General features: G+C 60.9%; 17 protein-coding genes and 2 pseudogenes. 13 read left to right on the top strand and 6 right to left on the bottom strand.

Translation table 11 applies throughout. The annotated features are described in order from the left end of the window. Positions 1-53: 53 nt before the first annotated feature. The 9 genes and pseudogenes from mobA (at position 54) to NKH21_RS22240 (ending at position 6,662) form a co-directional block, all read left to right on the top strand. A complete protein-coding gene (gene mobA / locus NKH21_RS22200) occupies positions 54-683 on the top strand; it encodes a molybdenum cofactor guanylyltransferase MobA (RefSeq protein WP_352666681.1) in 630 nt (209 codons plus the stop codon). Then, the gene (gene mobB, locus NKH21_RS22205; RefSeq protein WP_352666678.1) at positions 680-1,189 is read left to right on the top strand and encodes a molybdopterin-guanine dinucleotide biosynthesis protein B; all 510 of its coding nucleotides are present in this window, start codon (positions 680-682) and stop codon (positions 1,187-1,189) included. The genes mobA and mobB overlap by 4 nt, the downstream gene beginning before the upstream one ends. 213 nt (positions 1,190-1,402) lie before the next feature. Continuing rightward, entirely contained in the window at positions 1,403-2,185 is a 783-nt protein-coding gene (locus tag NKH21_RS22210; RefSeq protein WP_352666676.1) for an ABC transporter substrate-binding protein, read from the top strand. A gap of 118 nt (positions 2,186-2,303) precedes the next feature. Beyond that, positions 2,304-3,017: an ABC transporter permease gene (locus tag NKH21_RS22215; RefSeq protein WP_352666673.1), complete on the top strand. Its 714-nt coding sequence runs from the start codon at positions 2,304-2,306 to the stop codon at positions 3,015-3,017. After that, entirely contained in the window at positions 3,014-3,841 is an 828-nt protein-coding gene (locus NKH21_RS22220; RefSeq protein WP_352666670.1) for an ABC transporter permease, read from the top strand. The genes NKH21_RS22215 and NKH21_RS22220 overlap by 4 nt, the downstream gene beginning before the upstream one ends. A 46-nt stretch (positions 3,842-3,887) precedes the next feature. Next, a pseudogene (locus tag NKH21_RS22225) lies at positions 3,888-4,775 on the top strand (NAD(P)-dependent oxidoreductase); the annotation flags it as partial. A 9-nt stretch (positions 4,776-4,784) separates the two neighbouring features. After that, positions 4,785-5,489 carry a DNA alkylation repair protein gene (locus tag NKH21_RS22230; RefSeq protein ID WP_352666668.1) on the top strand — a complete coding sequence of 235 codons (705 nt, stop codon included), beginning with the start codon at positions 4,785-4,787 and terminating at the stop codon, positions 5,487-5,489. Next, complete coding sequence (locus NKH21_RS22235) at positions 5,449-6,030, top strand: GNAT family N-acetyltransferase (protein ID WP_352666665.1); 582 nt, start codon at positions 5,449-5,451, stop codon at positions 6,028-6,030. The genes NKH21_RS22230 and NKH21_RS22235 overlap by 41 nt, the downstream gene beginning before the upstream one ends. 62 nt (positions 6,031-6,092) lie before the next feature. Next, positions 6,093-6,662, top strand: coding sequence for a DUF3299 domain-containing protein (locus NKH21_RS22240; protein ID WP_352666662.1), 570 nt, complete (start codon positions 6,093-6,095; stop codon positions 6,660-6,662). 320 nt (positions 6,663-6,982) lie between these two features. Here the strand turns inward: NKH21_RS22240 and NKH21_RS22245 are convergent, their stop codons facing one another. The 4 genes and pseudogenes from NKH21_RS22245 to NKH21_RS22260 all read right to left on the bottom strand — a co-directional run bounded on the left by NKH21_RS22245 (position 6,983) and on the right by NKH21_RS22260 (position 9,600). Then, positions 6,983-7,474: an Lrp/AsnC family transcriptional regulator gene (locus NKH21_RS22245; RefSeq protein ID WP_006333679.1), complete on the bottom strand. Its 492-nt coding sequence runs from the start codon at positions 7,472-7,474 to the stop codon at positions 6,983-6,985. 202 nt (positions 7,475-7,676) lie between these two features. Further along, positions 7,677-8,309 carry a uracil-DNA glycosylase family protein gene (locus tag NKH21_RS22250; protein WP_352666659.1) on the bottom strand — a complete coding sequence of 211 codons (633 nt, stop codon included), beginning with the start codon at positions 8,307-8,309 and terminating at the stop codon, positions 7,677-7,679. Positions 8,310-8,322: 13 nt separating this feature from the next. Continuing rightward, positions 8,323-8,934: a glutathione S-transferase gene (locus NKH21_RS22255; protein WP_352666656.1), complete on the bottom strand. Its 612-nt coding sequence runs from the start codon at positions 8,932-8,934 to the stop codon at positions 8,323-8,325. Positions 8,935-8,975: 41 nt separating this feature from the next. Beyond that, positions 8,976-9,600 (bottom strand): annotated as a pseudogene (locus NKH21_RS22260) (thermonuclease family protein). Between the two features lie 75 nt (positions 9,601-9,675). Here NKH21_RS22260 and NKH21_RS22265 point away from each other — a divergent pair. Then, positions 9,676-11,190, top strand: coding sequence for a sensor histidine kinase (locus tag NKH21_RS22265; RefSeq protein WP_352666651.1), 1,515 nt, complete (start codon positions 9,676-9,678; stop codon positions 11,188-11,190). A 4-nt stretch (positions 11,191-11,194) separates the two neighbouring features. Here NKH21_RS22265 and NKH21_RS22270 read toward each other — a convergent pair whose 3' ends face one another. After that, positions 11,195-12,193, bottom strand: a complete 999-nt coding sequence (locus tag NKH21_RS22270; protein WP_352666872.1) for a nicotinate-nucleotide--dimethylbenzimidazole phosphoribosyltransferase — start codon at positions 12,191-12,193, stop codon at positions 11,195-11,197. A 197-nt stretch (positions 12,194-12,390) separates the two neighbouring features. Between NKH21_RS22270 and NKH21_RS22275 the strand changes: the two genes are divergently transcribed. Continuing rightward, positions 12,391-12,624, top strand: coding sequence for a DUF1289 domain-containing protein (locus NKH21_RS22275; protein WP_031193575.1), 234 nt, complete (start codon positions 12,391-12,393; stop codon positions 12,622-12,624). A 13-nt stretch (positions 12,625-12,637) separates the two neighbouring features. Further along, on the top strand, positions 12,638-13,342 hold the full coding sequence (locus NKH21_RS22280; RefSeq protein WP_352666649.1) for a TIGR02281 family clan AA aspartic protease: 705 nt from the start codon (positions 12,638-12,640) through the stop codon (positions 13,340-13,342). A gap of 9 nt (positions 13,343-13,351) precedes the next feature. Here NKH21_RS22280 and dusA read toward each other — a convergent pair whose 3' ends face one another. After that, positions 13,352-14,365 carry a tRNA dihydrouridine(20/20a) synthase DusA gene (dusA, locus tag NKH21_RS22285; RefSeq protein ID WP_502911907.1) on the bottom strand — a complete coding sequence of 338 codons (1,014 nt, stop codon included), beginning with the start codon at positions 14,363-14,365 and terminating at the stop codon, positions 13,352-13,354. A gap of 112 nt (positions 14,366-14,477) precedes the next feature. Here dusA and NKH21_RS22290 point away from each other — a divergent pair, with 112 nt between their 5' ends. Continuing rightward, the gene (locus tag NKH21_RS22290; protein ID WP_352867545.1) at positions 14,478-15,659 is read left to right on the top strand and encodes a tyrosine-type recombinase/integrase; all 1,182 of its coding nucleotides are present in this window, start codon (positions 14,478-14,480) and stop codon (positions 15,657-15,659) included. Positions 15,660-16,204 lie beyond the last annotated feature (545 nt).

The following is a 16,204-nucleotide window of genomic DNA, read 5'->3' on the forward strand; positions in this document are numbered from 1 at the left end:
CGATCGTCTGATTTGAAAACTGGATTTTGGTCATTGGGTCTAGGCAGCAAACGATGGGCCGACATATCGCAGGGATCATTCTGGCCGGCGGCCGGTCGAGCCGGATGGGCGGCGGCGACAAGACCCTGCTTGCGCTTGGCGACGGTACTCTGCTCGACCGTGTCGTTTCGCGCCTTAGCCCACAGGTCGGACCGCTTGCGCTAAACGCCAATGGCGATCCGACAAGGTTTGCCGCGACGGGGCTTCCAGTGCTTGCCGACACTGTCAAAGGTCATGCCGGGCCGCTTGCCGGGATCCTGACCGGCCTCGAATGGGCTTCCGACACGACCTGCCAGGCGCTGGTCACGGCTGCCGGCGATACGCCTTTCCTGCCCAGGGATATGGTTGAGCAGCTGCTCGCGGCAGCCGACGAACGCCGCGGCTCGATTGCGGTCGCCTGTTCCGGCGGCAAACTGCATCCGACTTTTGCACTCTGGCCGCTAGGGTTGGATCAGGCCTTGCGACAATTTCTCATCGAGGAAGACAACCGGCGCGTTTCGGCGTTCATCGACCGGCACGGTTTTGTCGAAGTGGAATTTCCCATCCTGAAATTCGGCGGGGCCGAAATAGATCCGTTCTTCAACATCAACACTCCGGACGACCTTGCCCAGGCCGCGCATCTGTTGCAGAGCATCGAGCCATGAAAAGACGTATTTTCGGCATCACCGGCTGGAAGAACTCCGGCAAGACGACATTGACCGAAAAGCTGGTAGCAGAACTCGTCCGGCGCAACTGGAAAGTGTCGACTGTAAAACACGCCCATCATGATTTCGACATCGACAAACCCGGCGCGGACAGCTTTCGCCATCGGCAGGCGGGAGCGACGGAGGTCGCGGTCGTGTCGGGCAGGCGCTGGGCGCTGATGCACGAATTGCGGGGCGAGGACGAGCCGAAGCTGGACGCGATCCTGTCACGGCTGGCACCCTCCGATATCGTGCTGGTCGAGGGTTACAAGCGCGAGGCGCACAAGAAAATCGAGACGAGACGGCTCGAGGCCAAGGACCGGACACCGCTCTCGGCAGGCGATCCACACATTGTCGCCATCGCGTCCGACTTCCCCATTGTTGGCCAAGACCTGCCGGCCTTCGATCTCGACGACACGAATTCGATAGCTGACTTCATCGAGCGCGCCACCGGCCTGTCGCGCTGAGAATGCGGCAGAAGACAGTTTCCGCCCGCTTGCTTTCCAATTTAGGCGTCTGACCCAACGTCATCGCTTTCTGAACATGACCTTCCCTCAAGCGACGGTTTTGCAGTTGCTTTTTCTTGGGAAAGAATGGGAGTATCGCGCCAGCGGGCGGTCAAAAGCACCGCCCACAGAGCCGTTCGGGAACGACGGCCGGGACCAACAGAGAGGACTATTATGCGTATTGCACTGCGTATCGCGCTCGCCACATCGGCTGCGCTGCTGACGCTTGGCGTTGCCCAGGCCCAGGAAAAAACCTTGCGGATCGGCACGGAGGGAGCCTATCCCCCATTCAACAATCTGACTGCCGACGGCCAGCTCGTGGGCTTCGATATCGACATTGCCAAGGCGCTCTGCGACGAGATGAAGGTGAAGTGCACCTTTGTCGCGCAGGACTGGGACGGCATCATTCCAGCCCTTCAGGCAGGCAAGTTCGACGCCATCGTCGCGTCTATGTCGATCACGCCGGAACGCGCCGAGAAGGTCGACTTCACCCACAAATATTACAACACGCCGCCGGCGATCGCCGCGCCCAAGGACACCGACATCAAGGGTGTCACCAAGGAAGATTTGGCCGGCAAGACGATCGGCGTGCAGGCGTCCACCACGCATTTCAACTATTCGACCAAGACTTATACCGACAGCACCGTCAAGCCGTACCCGACCGCGCAGGAATACCAGCTCGATCTGGCCAATGGCCGGCTCGATGCCGCCAATGACGACGTCGTCGTGCTGCAGCAATGGCTGGATTCGCCGGACGGCGCCTGCTGCAAGCTGGTCGGCACAATCCAGCCGGTTATCGAAATCCACGGTCCGGGCGCCGGCATTGCCGTGCGCAAGGGCGAGACCGATCTGGTCAACCAGTTCAATGCGGCGATCGACGCCATCCGCGCGAACGGAAAGTACAAGGAAATCAATGACAAGTACTTCAAATTCGACGTCTATGGCGGCGAGTCCTGATCGACCGACATAGAACGACGTGAACGGCGGGAGATTCCCGCCGTTCTTATAAGGATGTCGCGCACGAGGGATGACGCGGCACGGGTCTCAAAGAGCCTCAAGGAGAACAGGCCGGCGGATGCAGAGCGCACTGACGCTTCTCAGTTGGGGACCCGAAGGCTGGCTCGACGACATTGCCGCGGGTATGTTTGTCACGGTATGTCTTGCGCTGGCCACTCTGCCCTTCGGGCTGACGCTCGGCTTTTTCGTGGCGCTGGCCAAACAGTCGGAAGAGCCGTCGCTGAGGCTGGCCGGGAACATCTACACCACGATTTTTCGCGGAATACCCGAGCTGCTCACGCTGTTTCTGATCTTCTTCGGCATCCCATTGATCCTGCAGTACATTGTCCGGCTGGTGAGCCCCGGAACGTCCGCCGACGTCAACAGCTTCGTCGCCGGCATGATCGCGCTGTGCTTCATTTTCTCCTCTTATTCCAGCGAGGTGTTTTTATCCGCGTTCCGCGCGATTCCAAAAGGGCAATATGAGGGAGGCTATTCAGTTGGCCTGTCCAGCGGCCAAACGATGCGGCTGATCGTGCTGCCGCAGTTGATCCGCATCGCATTGCCCGGACTTGCCAATCTCTGGCTTATCCTGCTCAAGGACACTGCGCTCGTCTCGGCGGTCGGCCTCAACGAGATCCTTCGGCAGAGCGGGGTTGCCGCTCGCGTCACCAAGCATGCTTTCCTGTTTTATGGTTTTGCCGGCCTGATCTATCTCCTGCTGGCGATCGTCTCCTCCTTCGGCATCAACGCGATCGAACGAGCGGTCGGCGGCAGCGAGGTCAAGAGATGAGCCTTGCCACCGACACGCTGAAGGTCGACCGGCCGCCGCCGCCCGCACGCGGCTGGTCGCGCCAACGCATCCTCGGCCATGTTCTGGTCGGCCTGTGGATCGCTCTCGGCATTGGCATGGTCGTCTACCTGGTCGCTGCGTGGAACCCGGCGTTCTTCCAGAAATATGCACCCGGCTACATATCCGGCCTCGGCATCACCCTGTTGCTGGTTGCCATCTCGATTGTGCTTGGCGCGATCCTGTCGGTGCCGATCGCCTATGCACGCATGTCGAAGAACCCGATCCTTTCGGGGTTCGCCTATGCCTATGTCTATTTCTTTCGCGGCACGCCGCTGTTGGCGCAGACCTTCCTGGTCTACTACGGGGTCGGCTCCTTCCGGCCGGAGCTCGAGATGGTCGGACTGTGGGGCTTCTTCCGCGAAGCATTCAACTGCGCGATCTTCGCCTTTTCGCTGAATACGGCCGCGTACCAGGCCGAGATCTTGCGTGGCGCGATCGAGAGCGTGCCGAGAGGCCAGTGGGAAGGTGCCGCCTCGCTCGGCCTGCACAAACTGCAGACGATGTGGAAGATCATCCTGCCGCAGGCGCTGATCGTCGCGTTGCGCCCGTATGGCAACGAGATCATCCTGATGATCAAGGGCTCGGCAATCGTCGCCATCATCACGGTCTACGATTTGATGGGCATCACCCGGCTCACCTATGCGCGCACCTTCGACTTTCAGTCGTATATCTGGGCGGCGATCATCTATCTGATCATCGTCGAAACATTGCGCCACGGCGTCGAGTGGATCGAACGGCGCATCACCATCCATCTGCACCGCTGACTCCCATCACCGTGCCTGATCCGGTAAGAAGGCCGCAAAGCAGGCTTTCAAGGGATTCGAAAACATGGCTTCTGTGGCATTTCTCGGTCTTGGCGTCATGGGCTATCCGATGGCCGGGCACCTCAAGAACAAGGGTGGCCATGACGTCACCGTCTACAACCGCACCAGGGCGAAAGCCGAGCAATGGGTTGGCCAGCATGGCGGCAGCCTGGCCGCAACGCCGGCGGAAGCGGCCAGGGGAAAGGATTTTGTCTTTTCCTGCGTCGGCAATGACGACGATCTGCGCTCAGTGACGACCGGCGCCGGAGGCGTCTTCAATTCCATGAAGAAGGGCGCCATCTTCATCGACAACACCACGGCATCCGCGGAGGTCGCGCGCGAACTGGCGCAGCAGGCGCAAGCGCTCGGGTTTTCGTTCCTCGACGCCCCGGTCTCCGGCGGTCAGGCAGGCGCCGAGAATGGCATGCTGACCGTGATGGTCGGTGGCGAGCCCGACGCCTTCGACAGGGCCAAGCCAGTCATAGATGCTTATGCCCGCATGGTCGGGTTGATGGGACCAGCCGGGGCTGGCCAGCTCACCAAGATGATCAACCAGATCTGCATCGCCGGCCTCGTTCAGGGCCTCGCCGAGGGCCTCCATTTCGGCAAGCAGGCTGGGCTCGACATCGAAAAGGTCATAGACGTGATTTCCAAGGGTGCGGCCGGATCCTGGCAGATGGAGAACCGCCACAAGACGATGAATGCCGGCAAATATGATTTCGGCTTCGCCGTCGACTGGATGCGCAAGGATCTTGGCATCTGCCTCGCCGAGGCCGACCGCAACGGCGCCAAACTGCCGGTGACGGCACTTGTCGACCAGTTCTACAAGGACGTGCAGGCGATGGGCGGCAAGCGCTGGGACACGTCCTCGCTGCTGGCGCGGCTGGAGAAATAGGGTTTCGCCGTGGCCGAGCTTTCGCCTCAATCCAGCGCCGACGAAATCGTCGCTCATCTGCGCTCGATCGCCTCGGAGGAAAATCGACTTGGCATGCTGCGCTACGGCATCAAGATCGAACGTGCGCTCGGTATCCCGCACGGCGTGCAGCGGCAGATTGCCAGGAAAATCAAGCGCAACCATGAGCGTGCCTTCGAGCTTTGGCGAACAGGCATCATGGAGGCGCAGTTTATCGCTTCCGTCACGGCCGATCCGGAGCGGTTCTCTGCCGCGGACGCAAGACGATGGGCGGCGACGTTCGACTCTTGGGATATCGTCGACGGCGTCTCGGATCTCTTTGTCGATACGGATTGCTGGAGGCAATTGATCGCCGAATTTGCGGTCGACGAACGGGAATTCGTTCGACGCACCGCCTTTGCCATGATGGCTTGGTCGGTAGTCCACCGGAAGAAAGAACCGGAGGCGACCTTCCTGGAATTCCTGTCGACCATCGAGGCACAGGCCACCGACGGCCGTAATTTCGTGAAGAAGGCCGTGAATTGGGCGCTTCGTTCGATCGGCAAGCGATCGATGAATTTGCACGGCCCTGCCCTTGCCCTGGCGCAAAAACTGGCGGCCTCGACGGACAAGACTGCACGCTGGATTGGCAAGGGCGCCGTAAAGGAACTTTCCGATGCCAAGACGCTCCAACGGCTCGCCGCCAGAAAAGCTTGACCTGAGCAAGGTCCGCTTCACGGAGGTGACGCGATCGACGCGCGCCGATTTCGAAAACCTGTTCGAGCAACCGGGCGGGCCGAAATACTGCTGGTGCATGGCCTGGCGTAATCTCGACAACCGCGAGCATGTCGGAAACGACGAGAGGAAACGCGCGATTATGGCGCTGATCGATACCGGCACGCCGGTCGGCATTGTCGCCAAAATCGATGGCCGGACCGTCGGCTGGTGCTCGGTCGCGCCGCGCGAGACCTACCGCAAGCTGTCACGGCAGCAGGACAAAAGCGAGATGGGCATCTGGTCGATCGTCTGCTTCTACGTGCCGAAGGCGTTGCGCGGCGGCGGGCTGGCAAGGGTATTGCTCGACGCGGCCATCGATCACGCCTTCGCCAAAGGTGCCAAGACGATCGAAGCCTATCCCGTCGACCAGGCCTCACCGAGCTACCGTTTCATGGGCTTTCGCGACATGTTCGTCGCCCGCGGCTTTCGCGAGGTCGGCACGACCGGCTCGCGCCGGCACGTGATGCGGCTTGAGCGTTGACCTGTGGGGCTGCGGCAGCTTTACTTGATGTCCGCAGATCAAGGCTCAGCGGCGGAGCAGCGATGAGCAACCGTTTTAAATCAGGCACGATCATGGCAACTGCCTTGTTGGCGTCCGCCATCGCGGCAGGCGCTTCCGCCGGAACCATGCGCATTTTCTGGAAAGATCTGCGCCCGCCGACCCAGCCAGCCGCCGAAAGCGTCGGGCTGCCGATGATCGCGGCCAAAATGCCGGATCATGGCGAAACGCTGTCTCTCAATTTGCAGGACAAGACCGTGCAACTCGCGGGCTACGCGCTGCCGGTCGATCGTGAGGGCGATCTCGTCTACCTGTTCCTGCTGGTCCCCTGGACGGGAGCCTGCAGCCATATGCCGACACCACCGCCCAACCAGATGGTCCTCGTCACGCCTGCCCGCCCCTACAGGATGTCCGAGGCCTACCAGCCGGTTTCGGTGACCGGCGCATTACGGCCGGGCATGGAGAAGAGCCAGCTTTTCATCCTCGACGGCGTCAGCGTCATCCAGTCGGGTTACACGATCCGCAAGGCCGAGGTGGTCGACGTCGACGCGGTCCCGGACACGATCACGCTGCCGGCCAATTCCCCCTGGAGCTTCCTCAACAAGAAGAACTAAGCGGGCCTAGCTCAAAGAATAGATGGAATTGGAATTGACATTGAGCGGGTATGATCCGCTCCATTAATGGATACCTTTGCGCGGCAGCCCTCCCAAAGCCATATCACAAACGTGCCCTGAGCATGCCGGCTGTCTATCCTGCCTGGCGTTGTGAAGAATATTGATATTTCCGCAGCAGATTTTCCTAGGATATCGAATTCTTCCGCCCACGGTTCGACGATCAAACGGACATTGTCGGTGCCGTCGTTGCGAAAACCGACTATTAGGGTTTGCTCAGTCAACGGCCGCCTCTGCAGCAGATGGTGTTGACGCTATAGCGCTCAGGCGGCGTTCGCACCCGATTCCTTGTCCAGCACCATATAGTCGAGCGGCATTTCGGTCGTGTACTTGATCTGCTCCATGGCGAAGGAAGACGACACGTCGCGGATCTCGATCTTGGCGATCAGCCGCTTGTAGAAGGCATCGTAGGCGGCGATGTCGGGCACCACGACGCGCAAGAGATAGTCGACGTCGCCGCTCATGCGGTAGAATTCGACCACTTCGGGAAATTCCTGGATAACTTCCGAAAAGCGCCGCAGCCATTCATGGCTATGCGAATTGGTGCGGATCGAGACGAACACCGTGACCCGCACATTGACCTTTTCATGATCGAGGATGGCGACGCGGCGCTTGATGACGCCCTCTTCCTCGAGCTTCTGGATGCGCCGCCAGCACGGCGTCGTCGACAGGCCGACCTTTTTGGCGACGTCGGCGACTGCAAGCGTCGCATCCTCCTGCAGGAGGCGGAGGATTTTTCTATCGAGGCGGTCCATTGGGTGCTCCCCTGATGCAAGTCGTCCAAAGTGCGCAGCGGCCTTGGCACAACGACATGCATAAAAACAAGAATTTAACGCGCGTCCCCTCATGCGCGACGCGCTTCGAGGAATGGATTACCATATTCCCTCTTGCTCAAGCCTATTACAAGAAAGAAATTCTGTTGAATAGCGCAAAAGCGAGTGATTTCTTGCTGAATGGCTAGCCGAGGCGATAGCGGATTTCCGATCTCAGAAAGGGCAGCAAATCCATTTCAAACCATGGATTGCGCTTCAGCCAACCAGTGTTGCGCCAGGACGGGTGCGGCAGCGGCAGGACTTTCGGTTCGGTCGCCGCCGCCCAGATGGCACGCCAATCCATGACCGTTTCCGTCAGCGAGGGACGGCGCGCCGCGCCCATATGCCAGCTTTGCGCGTAGATGCCGATCGTCAGCACCATATCGACTTGCGGCATCAGCGCCATCAGCGATGCGCGCCATGCCGGCGCACATTCGCGGCGCGGCGGCAGGTCGGCGCCCTTGGCGTCCTGACCGGGAAAGCAAAAGCCCATCGGCACGATGGCAAATTTGTCCGTGTCATAGAATTCCTCGCTGCCGACGCCTAGCCAGCTTCGCAGCCGGTCGCCGGAGGCGTCGGTGAACGGCATGCCTGACACGTGGACCTTGGTGCCCGGCGCCTGGCTGGCGATCAGGATACGCGCGCTCGAAGATGGCCTGAGCACGGGCCGCGGTCGGTGCGGCAACGGCCTGCCGGCCGGGTTATCGATGCAGATGCGGCAGGCGCGTACCCTCGCCGTGAGGGCTTCCAACTCTTCGCTCACCAGCTCTTCGCTCATTTGAGACTCGTTCTCAGGCGGCGGCACTCGGCCGGCTGGAGATTTCTCGATACCAGCGCAGCACGTTGGTGCACTCTTCGGGTACCTTGATGCGAGCCGGCTTCATGAAGTCGATGGCGACCAGCCCGGTGATGTCGGCGATCGAATAGGCATCACCGGCGACGAATTCCCTGCCGGCGAGCTCAGCGTCCAGAAATCTCAGGAATTCGATCGCCTTCGGCTTGTTAGCCTCGCCCCATTCGGGGATTTGCGGGATCTCCCATTCCCTCATTGCGGGGTGGATATGCCGGAACGCCGCGGCGACGCAGCCGAACAGATTGAACTCCACACGTCTTTGCCACATCTCAACGATCGCCTTGCCGAGCGCGCCACGCCCGAACAAAGCCGGCTCGGGGTGCAGTTCCTCGAAATAACGACAGATTGCGACGGATTCGGTGATGATGGTGCCATCGTCGAGCTCGAGCACCGGCAGACGCTTCAGCGGATTGCGCGAGCTGACCGGCTGCTCTTTGTGCTCCAGCGCGCCCATGTCGACCGGCACCAGCGGAACCTGAAGTCCCTTTTCGGCCAGAAAAATCCGAACCCGACGTGGATTGGGCGCGCGCCCGCCGTCGAACAGCTTCATCTCTATCCTCCTCGTCCGCCCCGACGAACTATAGGCACAGCTCACCAGAAGCGAAAAATTTCGCGCAAGGCATCGCCGATCGACGCCAAGGTGCCGTGCTTTCTTTCGACCAGCTCGTGGCCGTGGCTCTCGCGCCAGTTCTTCGGTTCGTCGAAAGTTCCGGCCCAGATGCCGGCTTTGCCCGCGCGCGCAGCGGCTTCCTCGGTCTCGAAATCGCCAAAGGCGACCGCCCAGCCGGCCTCGACCTGCGCGCTGTTGAGATCCTTGCCGCCGGCCTTGCAGTCGCCGAGCAGCCTGCCGTAGCGGTCGCGCTGCCAGCCGCTGCAGGAGACGGCTTTGCCGGCTATCAACCGCACCAGGGACTGCCGCGCGAGCTTGCCGCAGGGATAATCGGCATCGTCCTTGCGGCAGATCTGCGAATATTCCGGCGCGTCGATGCCACGCATGCGGATACGCTCGCTGCCGAGGATGATGCTATCGCCATCATTGACGATGGCCGCGCCCTCCGTCTTGCGCGTCTCCACTCGGTCGAGGCGCGGCCGCCAGGAGGATCAGCAGGCCGAGCACAATGAGTGTCAGCCCATAGTCCATCAGCCTGCGCCACAGGCTTCGCGGAGGCGGCGCATAGTATCGCTGGCGCGGCCATCGCGACCACGAACGGCTCATATGGCAAACCGTTGGTTAATCATTCGAACGTAGCTTAACGATTTGAAATTGCTGCCCGCGTAAATTGAAGACTTCATGCCCCTGCAACGCTCGACCACGGCGGACAAGTTTATTGTGGACCGCAGGAAACGCCATCGCAACAGCGATGTCGCGCGCGCGGTGCGCAAGACGCGCGACCGTCTTTCGCAGCAAGCCGGAAATCCCGACTTCGACCGCGAGCTATTGAAGCTCCACGCGCTTTCGATGACCGGCGGCGTGATCGTCATCCCGCTGCTCGTTCTGGCAACGGCCGCGGCAGGCTTGCTCGCGGGCATCGGCAAGGAGATCGGCGTCTGGGCGCTGTTCACATTCATCTGCTATACCATCGTTGCATTCATGGCCAGACGCGTCACTCAAGCGTCCGAGCTCAACCCGCTGGAAACGCATAGGGATTTCCTGATCGGCCAGTTTCTTTGCGGGCTTGGCTGGGCCTGGTTCGCATGGCTCAGCTGCGAAACTTGCCAAATGGATCAGTTCCAGGTCGCCAAGGCGGTGGTGCTGCTGCTCGCCATGTCGGCAACCGCGATCCTGGCCTCGTCGCTGCGCGGTGCGCTGTTGGCGACCTTCGCCCTCCCGGTCGCCATCTATGCTTATGCCAGTGCGAAATTATGGATGCCGGTCGAAGTGATCATGGCAGGCTTGCTGATCGCGTCGTTGCCTTTCTTCGCCTATGTAGCGCGCCAGCTCAACCGTTCCTCGCTGATGCTGCTGTCGTTCCGCTCCGAAAAGGATGCGCTGATCGCCGAACTGGAGACGGCGAAATCGATGTCGGACGAGGCACGGCGGCGGGCGGAAGACGCCAATCTGGCGAAATCGCGTTTCCTGGCCTCGATGAGCCACGAACTGCGCACACCGCTCAACGCCATTCTCGGCTTTTCCGAAGTGATGGCCAACGAGGTGCTCGGCCCGATGAGCAACCCGACCTATCGCGACTATGCCCGTGACGTGCACGACTCCGGACAGCATCTGCTCGACCTGATCAACGAAATTCTCGATTTGTCGCGCATCGAAGCGGGCCGCTACCAGCTCAACGAGGAGCCGATGATGCTGCTCTCCGTCGTCGAGGATTGCTGCCACATGATGGAGCTGAAGGCGCGCAACAAGGACATCCGCATCGTCCAGGATTTCGAAAACGCGTTGCCGCGCCTGTTCGCCGACGAACGCGCGGTGCGGCAGATTGCGCTCAACCTGTTGTCCAATGCCATCAAGTTCACCGCCACCGGCGGCGAAATCCGCGTGCGCGTCGGCTGGACGGCGGGCGGTGGGCAATATCTCTCCGTCAAGGACAATGGGCCGGGCATACCGGAGGACGAGATTCCGATCGTGCTCTCGGCCTTCGGCCAGGGCTCGATCGCCATCAAGAGCGCCGAACAGGGCACCGGGCTAGGCCTGCCGATCGTGCAAGGCCTGCTTGCCATGCATGGCGGCGAATTCCAGCTCCATTCCAGGCTGCGCGAAGGCACCGAGGCGATCGCCATCTTCCCGCTGAGCCGGGTGATGGAGGAACTGCCGGCGCTGCCGACCAAGGCGGTTGCTTCGCGCCGGCGCTGAGTTCTTAACCGCGGACCGCCGCCGCCATGCCTGAACTGGTCAGCGCGGCCGCCTTGACCAGGCCGGCGGCAAGAGCCGCCCCTACCCCCTCGCCTTGACTGACGCCCAGATCGAGCAGCGGGCGAAGGCCGAGGCGCTCGGCGGCCTTGGCATGGCCAGGCTCCGGCGACAGGCTTGCGAGGAGACAATGATCGAGCGCGGCTGGGTTGGCGGTATGTAGGACACCAGCGGCCGCAGTCGCCGTGAATCCATCGAGCAGCACCGGGATCTTCTGCATCCGCGCCGCCAGAATGGCGCCGCAGATCGCTGCGAATTCCCGTCCGCCGACCCGGCGCAGCGCTTCCAGCGGGTCCTTGAGGCTCGCGCCGTGAAACGTGATCGCGGCATCGACCACCTCCGCCTTGCGCCTCTGCATTGCCGCGTCGGCCCCCGATCCAGGGCCGATCCAGTCGGCGCTGCTGCCGCCGAAAAGTGCCGTGCAAAGAGCCGCGGCGACAGTCGAATTACCGACGCCGAGGTCGCCAAGGCAAAGCAGGTCGGTGCCACCGGCAATCGCTTCCATGCCAAACGCCATGGTGGCGGCGCAACCGCGCTCGTCCAGTGCCGCATCCTCGGTGATGTCGGCTGTCGGAATGTGCAGAGCCAGATCGAACACCTTCAAGCCGAGATCGTAAGCGATGCAGATCTGGTTGATCGCTGCACCGCCGGCGGCGCAGAGCTCGACTGCATTTGCCGTGGCGGCGGCGGGGCGCGGCGAAATGCCGTGGCGGGTGACGCCATGATTGCCGGCAAAGATTGCCACCAATGGTCGCGTCACCGCCGGCGGCGCGCGACCGCTCCAGCCGGCGAGCCAGGCGGCGACGTCCTCGATGCGGCCGAGCGAGCCTTTGGGCTTGTCTGCCTTGGCAAACAACTGGCGCACGCGGGCCTTGGCCGTCAGATCTGGCGGCGGCAGGCTCACCAGAAGGTCGCGAAAATCGTCGAAAGGCAGCGCGCTGGTCATGTCGATGGCGATCGTCCGTGTGAATTGGTGAGCGGCATAGCCGCCTTGGCCAGCCGGCACAACCTCAAGCCGGCACAACCTCCAGGCCCGGTACAACTTGGCGGTTTTGACGCGAAAGCATTCGTTGGCGGCGCATCCCGGAGGGCTTGCATTGACTTTGTCGTTGCACCATGTGGAGGCTAGCCAAGGAAATCCTTATGACGGCCATTGAATCCCCGTGCATCCTGGTCTGCTCGATCGATATGAAAACCGGCTTCTGTTTCGGTTGCGGGCGCACGCGCGAGGAAATCGCCGCCTGGATCGACATGACCCCGCAAACCCGTCGCAGCGTCATGGCCGAGCTGCCGGCAAGGCTGGAAACGGTCGAACGACGCCCCCGCCGGGAAACCCGTCGCAGCCGCATGGCACGCGAACGCGACGCCCTCTCGTGAACCGGCCGCAGAGATGAACCGACTGTTGTGGATTCTGATCGTCGCGATCGGGGCGGGTGTACTCCTGCTCATGCTCAACGATTCCGCCGGCAGTACATTCGGCATTGAGAATTACGATTTCAGCCAGCTGATCTGGCTTGGCGCTTTAGCGGCGCTCGTCGGCGCCGGCCTGCTCAGATCAGGCAGGCCGTTAGGCACCATGGCACGCAGTCTTGGCGCCTGGGCTGCCATCGTGCTGGCGCTGATCGCCGGCTATCAGTACCGCTATGAGTTGCAGGATTTCGCCAGCCGCATCACCGCCGGCCTTGTTCCCGGCAGTCCGCTGGCGCTGGGTGTGGAAGAAGGCCATGTCACCGTCACTCTAGACAAGGCCGGCAACGGCCATTTCGAAGCGCGCGTCACGATCAACGGCACGCCGATCCTGACGGTTGTCGATACCGGCGCGACCAGCACCGTGCTGACCGCCGAGGACGCGCTGGCGGTCGGGTTCAATTCGGCGGCTCTCCGCTTCACCATACCGATCTCTACCGCCAACGGCATGACACGCGCCGCCGCCGTGAGAACCGATGAATTGTCGATCGGCGGCATCGTGCGCAAGGACATGCCCATCATGATCGCCGCACCCGGCACGCTCGGCCAGAGCCTGCTCGGCATGAATTTCATCGGCTCGCTATCGGGTTTCGACGTCCGTGGTGACCGCATGGTGTTGCGGGATTAAGTCTTCTCCTCAGGCCGCCTCTGCGGTCCTGCCGAAATCGACCTCTGCGAAAGCCGTCTTGAGCACCTCCGGTCCCGCACCCGGCTTTGTCGCCTCGGTGGAAAGGATCTGGCGGTAGCGCCGTGCACCGGGCAGGCCGTGAAACAGCCCGACCATGTGCCGGGTGACATGCCCCAGCCGGCCGCCCTGCTCGATATGGCTTGCCGCGTAGTCCGCCATCGCATCGATCAGTGCGGCAAAATCAAACGGCTCAGCTGTGCCGCCGTAAAACGCGGCATCGATGCCGGCCAGTATCCCTGGCGTGTGATAGGCGGCGCGGCCGAGCATGGCGCCGTCGACATGGTCGAGATGGGTCAGCGCCTCTGCGAGAGATTGAATACCGCCATTGATGCCGATGAATTTGTTTTGTTTTCTGGCTTTCAGCCGATAGACGCGGCTATAGTCGAGCGGCGGAATGTCGCGATTTTCCTTTGGGCTCAGTCCTTCCAGCCAGGCCTTGCGGGCGTGCACCCAAAGCGCGTCGGCGCCGGCCGCGAAAACACCGTCCGCCAACGCATCGAGTGCCGCTTCCGGATCCTGCTCATCGACGCCGATGCGGCACTTGACGGTAACCGGTATTTTCACCGCCGCCTTCATCGCAGCGACGCAATCCGCGACGAGCACAGGCGCCTTCATCAGGCAGGCGCCGAAGGTGCCCGACTGGACGCGGTCGGACGGACAGCCGACATTGAGGTTGATTTCATCATAGCCGAAGGCTTCGCCGATGCGCGCCGCCTCGGCCAGCTTTCCCGGATCAGCGCCGCCGAGCTGCAGCGCCACCGGATGTTCGCTGTCGTCGAAGCCGAGCAGCCGCTCGCGTGCGCCGTGGATGACCGCATCGGCCACCACCATCTCGGTGTAGAGCAGCGCCTCGCGCGTCAGCTGGCGATGGAAGAACCGGCAGTGCCGGTCTGTCCAGTCCATCATAGGGGCAATGGCAAAACGCCGAGATACGATAATTTGCGATTTCTCTTCTGTTTCCACTACTTAGGCCTTCTTAATCACTTTTACGCTTGTCTCGTTTCGTCCGATTTTGTACCGTTTTTCCCGAAAGGTACAACAAATGTTGTACCGCCTAAGGGGATGTTGTACCGATATGGGCACCATTGTGAAGCGCTCACGCAAGGATGGCTCTATAGCATGGCTCGCACAGATTGTCATAAAGCGCGGCGGCAAGATCCTTCTGCGTGAGAACAAAACCTTCGAACGCCGATTAACCGCTTCCGCTTGGCTCAGCCAACGTGAAGAGCATCTTGGGCAGCCCGATGCCTTGGAATCGGAACTGCAAACCAAGTCGAACGACAACCGCGTACCAACACTCGCGGACGCGATAGATCTCTACATTCGCGAAAGCAACAAGAAGATCGGCCGCACGAAAAGCCAGGTACTCAAGAGCATCAAGGACTTCGATATCGCCAACAAGGCGTGCGCCTCGATCACGAGCACCGACATAGTCGCATTCGCGCGCGAGAAGCTCGAGACGGGCGTTCAGCCGCAGACTGTCTCCAACTATCTTTCCCATCTGGGCGCGGTATTCGCCATAGCGCGTCCTGCTTGGAACTACCCGCTTGACCGGCAAGCCATGCAAGACGCCTGGATCGTTGCGGACAGGCTCGGGCTAACAACAAAAAGCCGAGAACGCGACCGTCGTCCAACACTCGTCGAACTCGAAAAGCTCATGAAGCATTTCGAGGACCGGTCAACCGCGAGACCGTCGTCCATTCCAATGCACCGGATCATTGCCTTCGCCATCTTCTCAACCCGCCGGCAAGAGGAGATCATTCGGATAGCCTGGAAAGACCTGGACAAGGAGGGTCATCGCGTCCTCGTACGCGACATGAAAAATCCCGGTCAGAAAATTGGGAACGATGTTTGGTGCGACCTGCAGGAGGAAGCATTGGCGATAGTTGAAGCCATGCCCAAGGTTGCGGAACAAATCTTCCCGTACACGACCGACGCGATCGGCGCATCTTTCACGCTGGCCTGCAAGCTCCTGGAGATCGAGGACCTTCGCTTTCATGACCTGCGGCACGACGGCGTTTCGAGATTGTTCGAGCTTGGCTTTAACATCCCAAGGGTCGCATCAAATTCCGGACACCGATCCTGGACATCCCTCAAGCGCTACACGCACTTGCGCCAGACAGGAGACAAGTACGACGGTTGGAAATGGCTCACAGAGGTGACGAAGAAGGACCCCAGCCTGAAACTCGTGCGACACGGGCAATTCCCACGCCGACGGCGTTCCGACCGGAACAATGGTAGCGGTCAGCATCAATGATGAAGGCGCGCCGATAGACGGCCAATTTGGCTCTGCTTGCGGCCTGGCGCCATGGCGGCAACCCTGCCGAGCAAGAAGGACGTTGAGGACGGCGGATGCTTTGGAATAGGGCGTCGGTGGTTCCCATCGGTAAAAGGACCTGCGGTTTTGGAGACCGAATAGCCTTGTGCATCTCGTTGTTTACGCAGCGATAATAGCCGGTTTTGTAATCAATGTAAGGATTTGTGTAACGAAACTGGCCTTTTCTCTCGCTTCCAGCTCGTCCTCGACAAGGTGCCATTCAGCCCGAATCTGTTGGCATCGAAGCATCCAAGCTGAGACAGCAACAGGCACGACGCAAACCTTGGGCGACAGAATTTGAGCGGAAATCATCGTGTTTTAGTCCCGGATGGGCACAATTGACCTAGATGGAGTGCCTTTAGTACGAACAACTTGTCAAAGCGTTGCCTAGACTACAGAGTGAACCGCCCCGGGTTTTCCGGAGGCCGTTTCGTTTGAGTCACGCGGCTATGGCTGGTTCATCCAACATGGCGTAGTAGCGTTCC

This window comes from Mesorhizobium sp. M1329 (assembly GCF_040318035.1).
Taxonomy (GTDB): domain Bacteria; phylum Pseudomonadota; class Alphaproteobacteria; order Rhizobiales; family Rhizobiaceae; genus Mesorhizobium.

Coding starts and splice junctions, on each gene's coding strand:
- mobA (WP_352666681.1), top strand. CDS start 54: ATGGGCCGACATATCGCAGGGATCATTCTGGCCGGCGGCCGGTCGAGC.
- mobB (WP_352666678.1), top strand. CDS start 680: ATGAAAAGACGTATTTTCGGCATCACCGGCTGGAAGAACTCCGGCAAG.
- NKH21_RS22210 (WP_352666676.1), top strand. CDS start 1,403: ATGCGTATTGCACTGCGTATCGCGCTCGCCACATCGGCTGCGCTGCTG.
- NKH21_RS22215 (WP_352666673.1), top strand. CDS start 2,304: ATGCAGAGCGCACTGACGCTTCTCAGTTGGGGACCCGAAGGCTGGCTC.
- NKH21_RS22220 (WP_352666670.1), top strand. CDS start 3,014: ATGAGCCTTGCCACCGACACGCTGAAGGTCGACCGGCCGCCGCCGCCC.
- NKH21_RS22235 (WP_352666665.1), top strand. CDS start 5,449: ATGCCAAGACGCTCCAACGGCTCGCCGCCAGAAAAGCTTGACCTGAGC.
- NKH21_RS22240 (WP_352666662.1), top strand. CDS start 6,093: ATGAGCAACCGTTTTAAATCAGGCACGATCATGGCAACTGCCTTGTTG.
- NKH21_RS22245 (WP_006333679.1), bottom strand. CDS start 7,474: ATGGACCGCCTCGATAGAAAAATCCTCCGCCTCCTGCAGGAGGATGCG.
- NKH21_RS22250 (WP_352666659.1), bottom strand. CDS start 8,309: ATGAGCGAAGAGCTGGTGAGCGAAGAGTTGGAAGCCCTCACGGCGAGG.
- NKH21_RS22255 (WP_352666656.1), bottom strand. CDS start 8,934: ATGAAGCTGTTCGACGGCGGGCGCGCGCCCAATCCACGTCGGGTTCGG.
- NKH21_RS22265 (WP_352666651.1), top strand. CDS start 9,676: ATGCCCCTGCAACGCTCGACCACGGCGGACAAGTTTATTGTGGACCGC.
- NKH21_RS22270 (WP_352666872.1), bottom strand. CDS start 12,193: ATGACCAGCGCGCTGCCTTTCGACGATTTTCGCGACCTTCTGGTGAGC.
- NKH21_RS22275 (WP_031193575.1), top strand. CDS start 12,391: ATGACGGCCATTGAATCCCCGTGCATCCTGGTCTGCTCGATCGATATG.
- NKH21_RS22280 (WP_352666649.1), top strand. CDS start 12,638: ATGAACCGACTGTTGTGGATTCTGATCGTCGCGATCGGGGCGGGTGTA.
- NKH21_RS22290 (WP_352867545.1), top strand. CDS start 14,478: ATGGGCACCATTGTGAAGCGCTCACGCAAGGATGGCTCTATAGCATGG.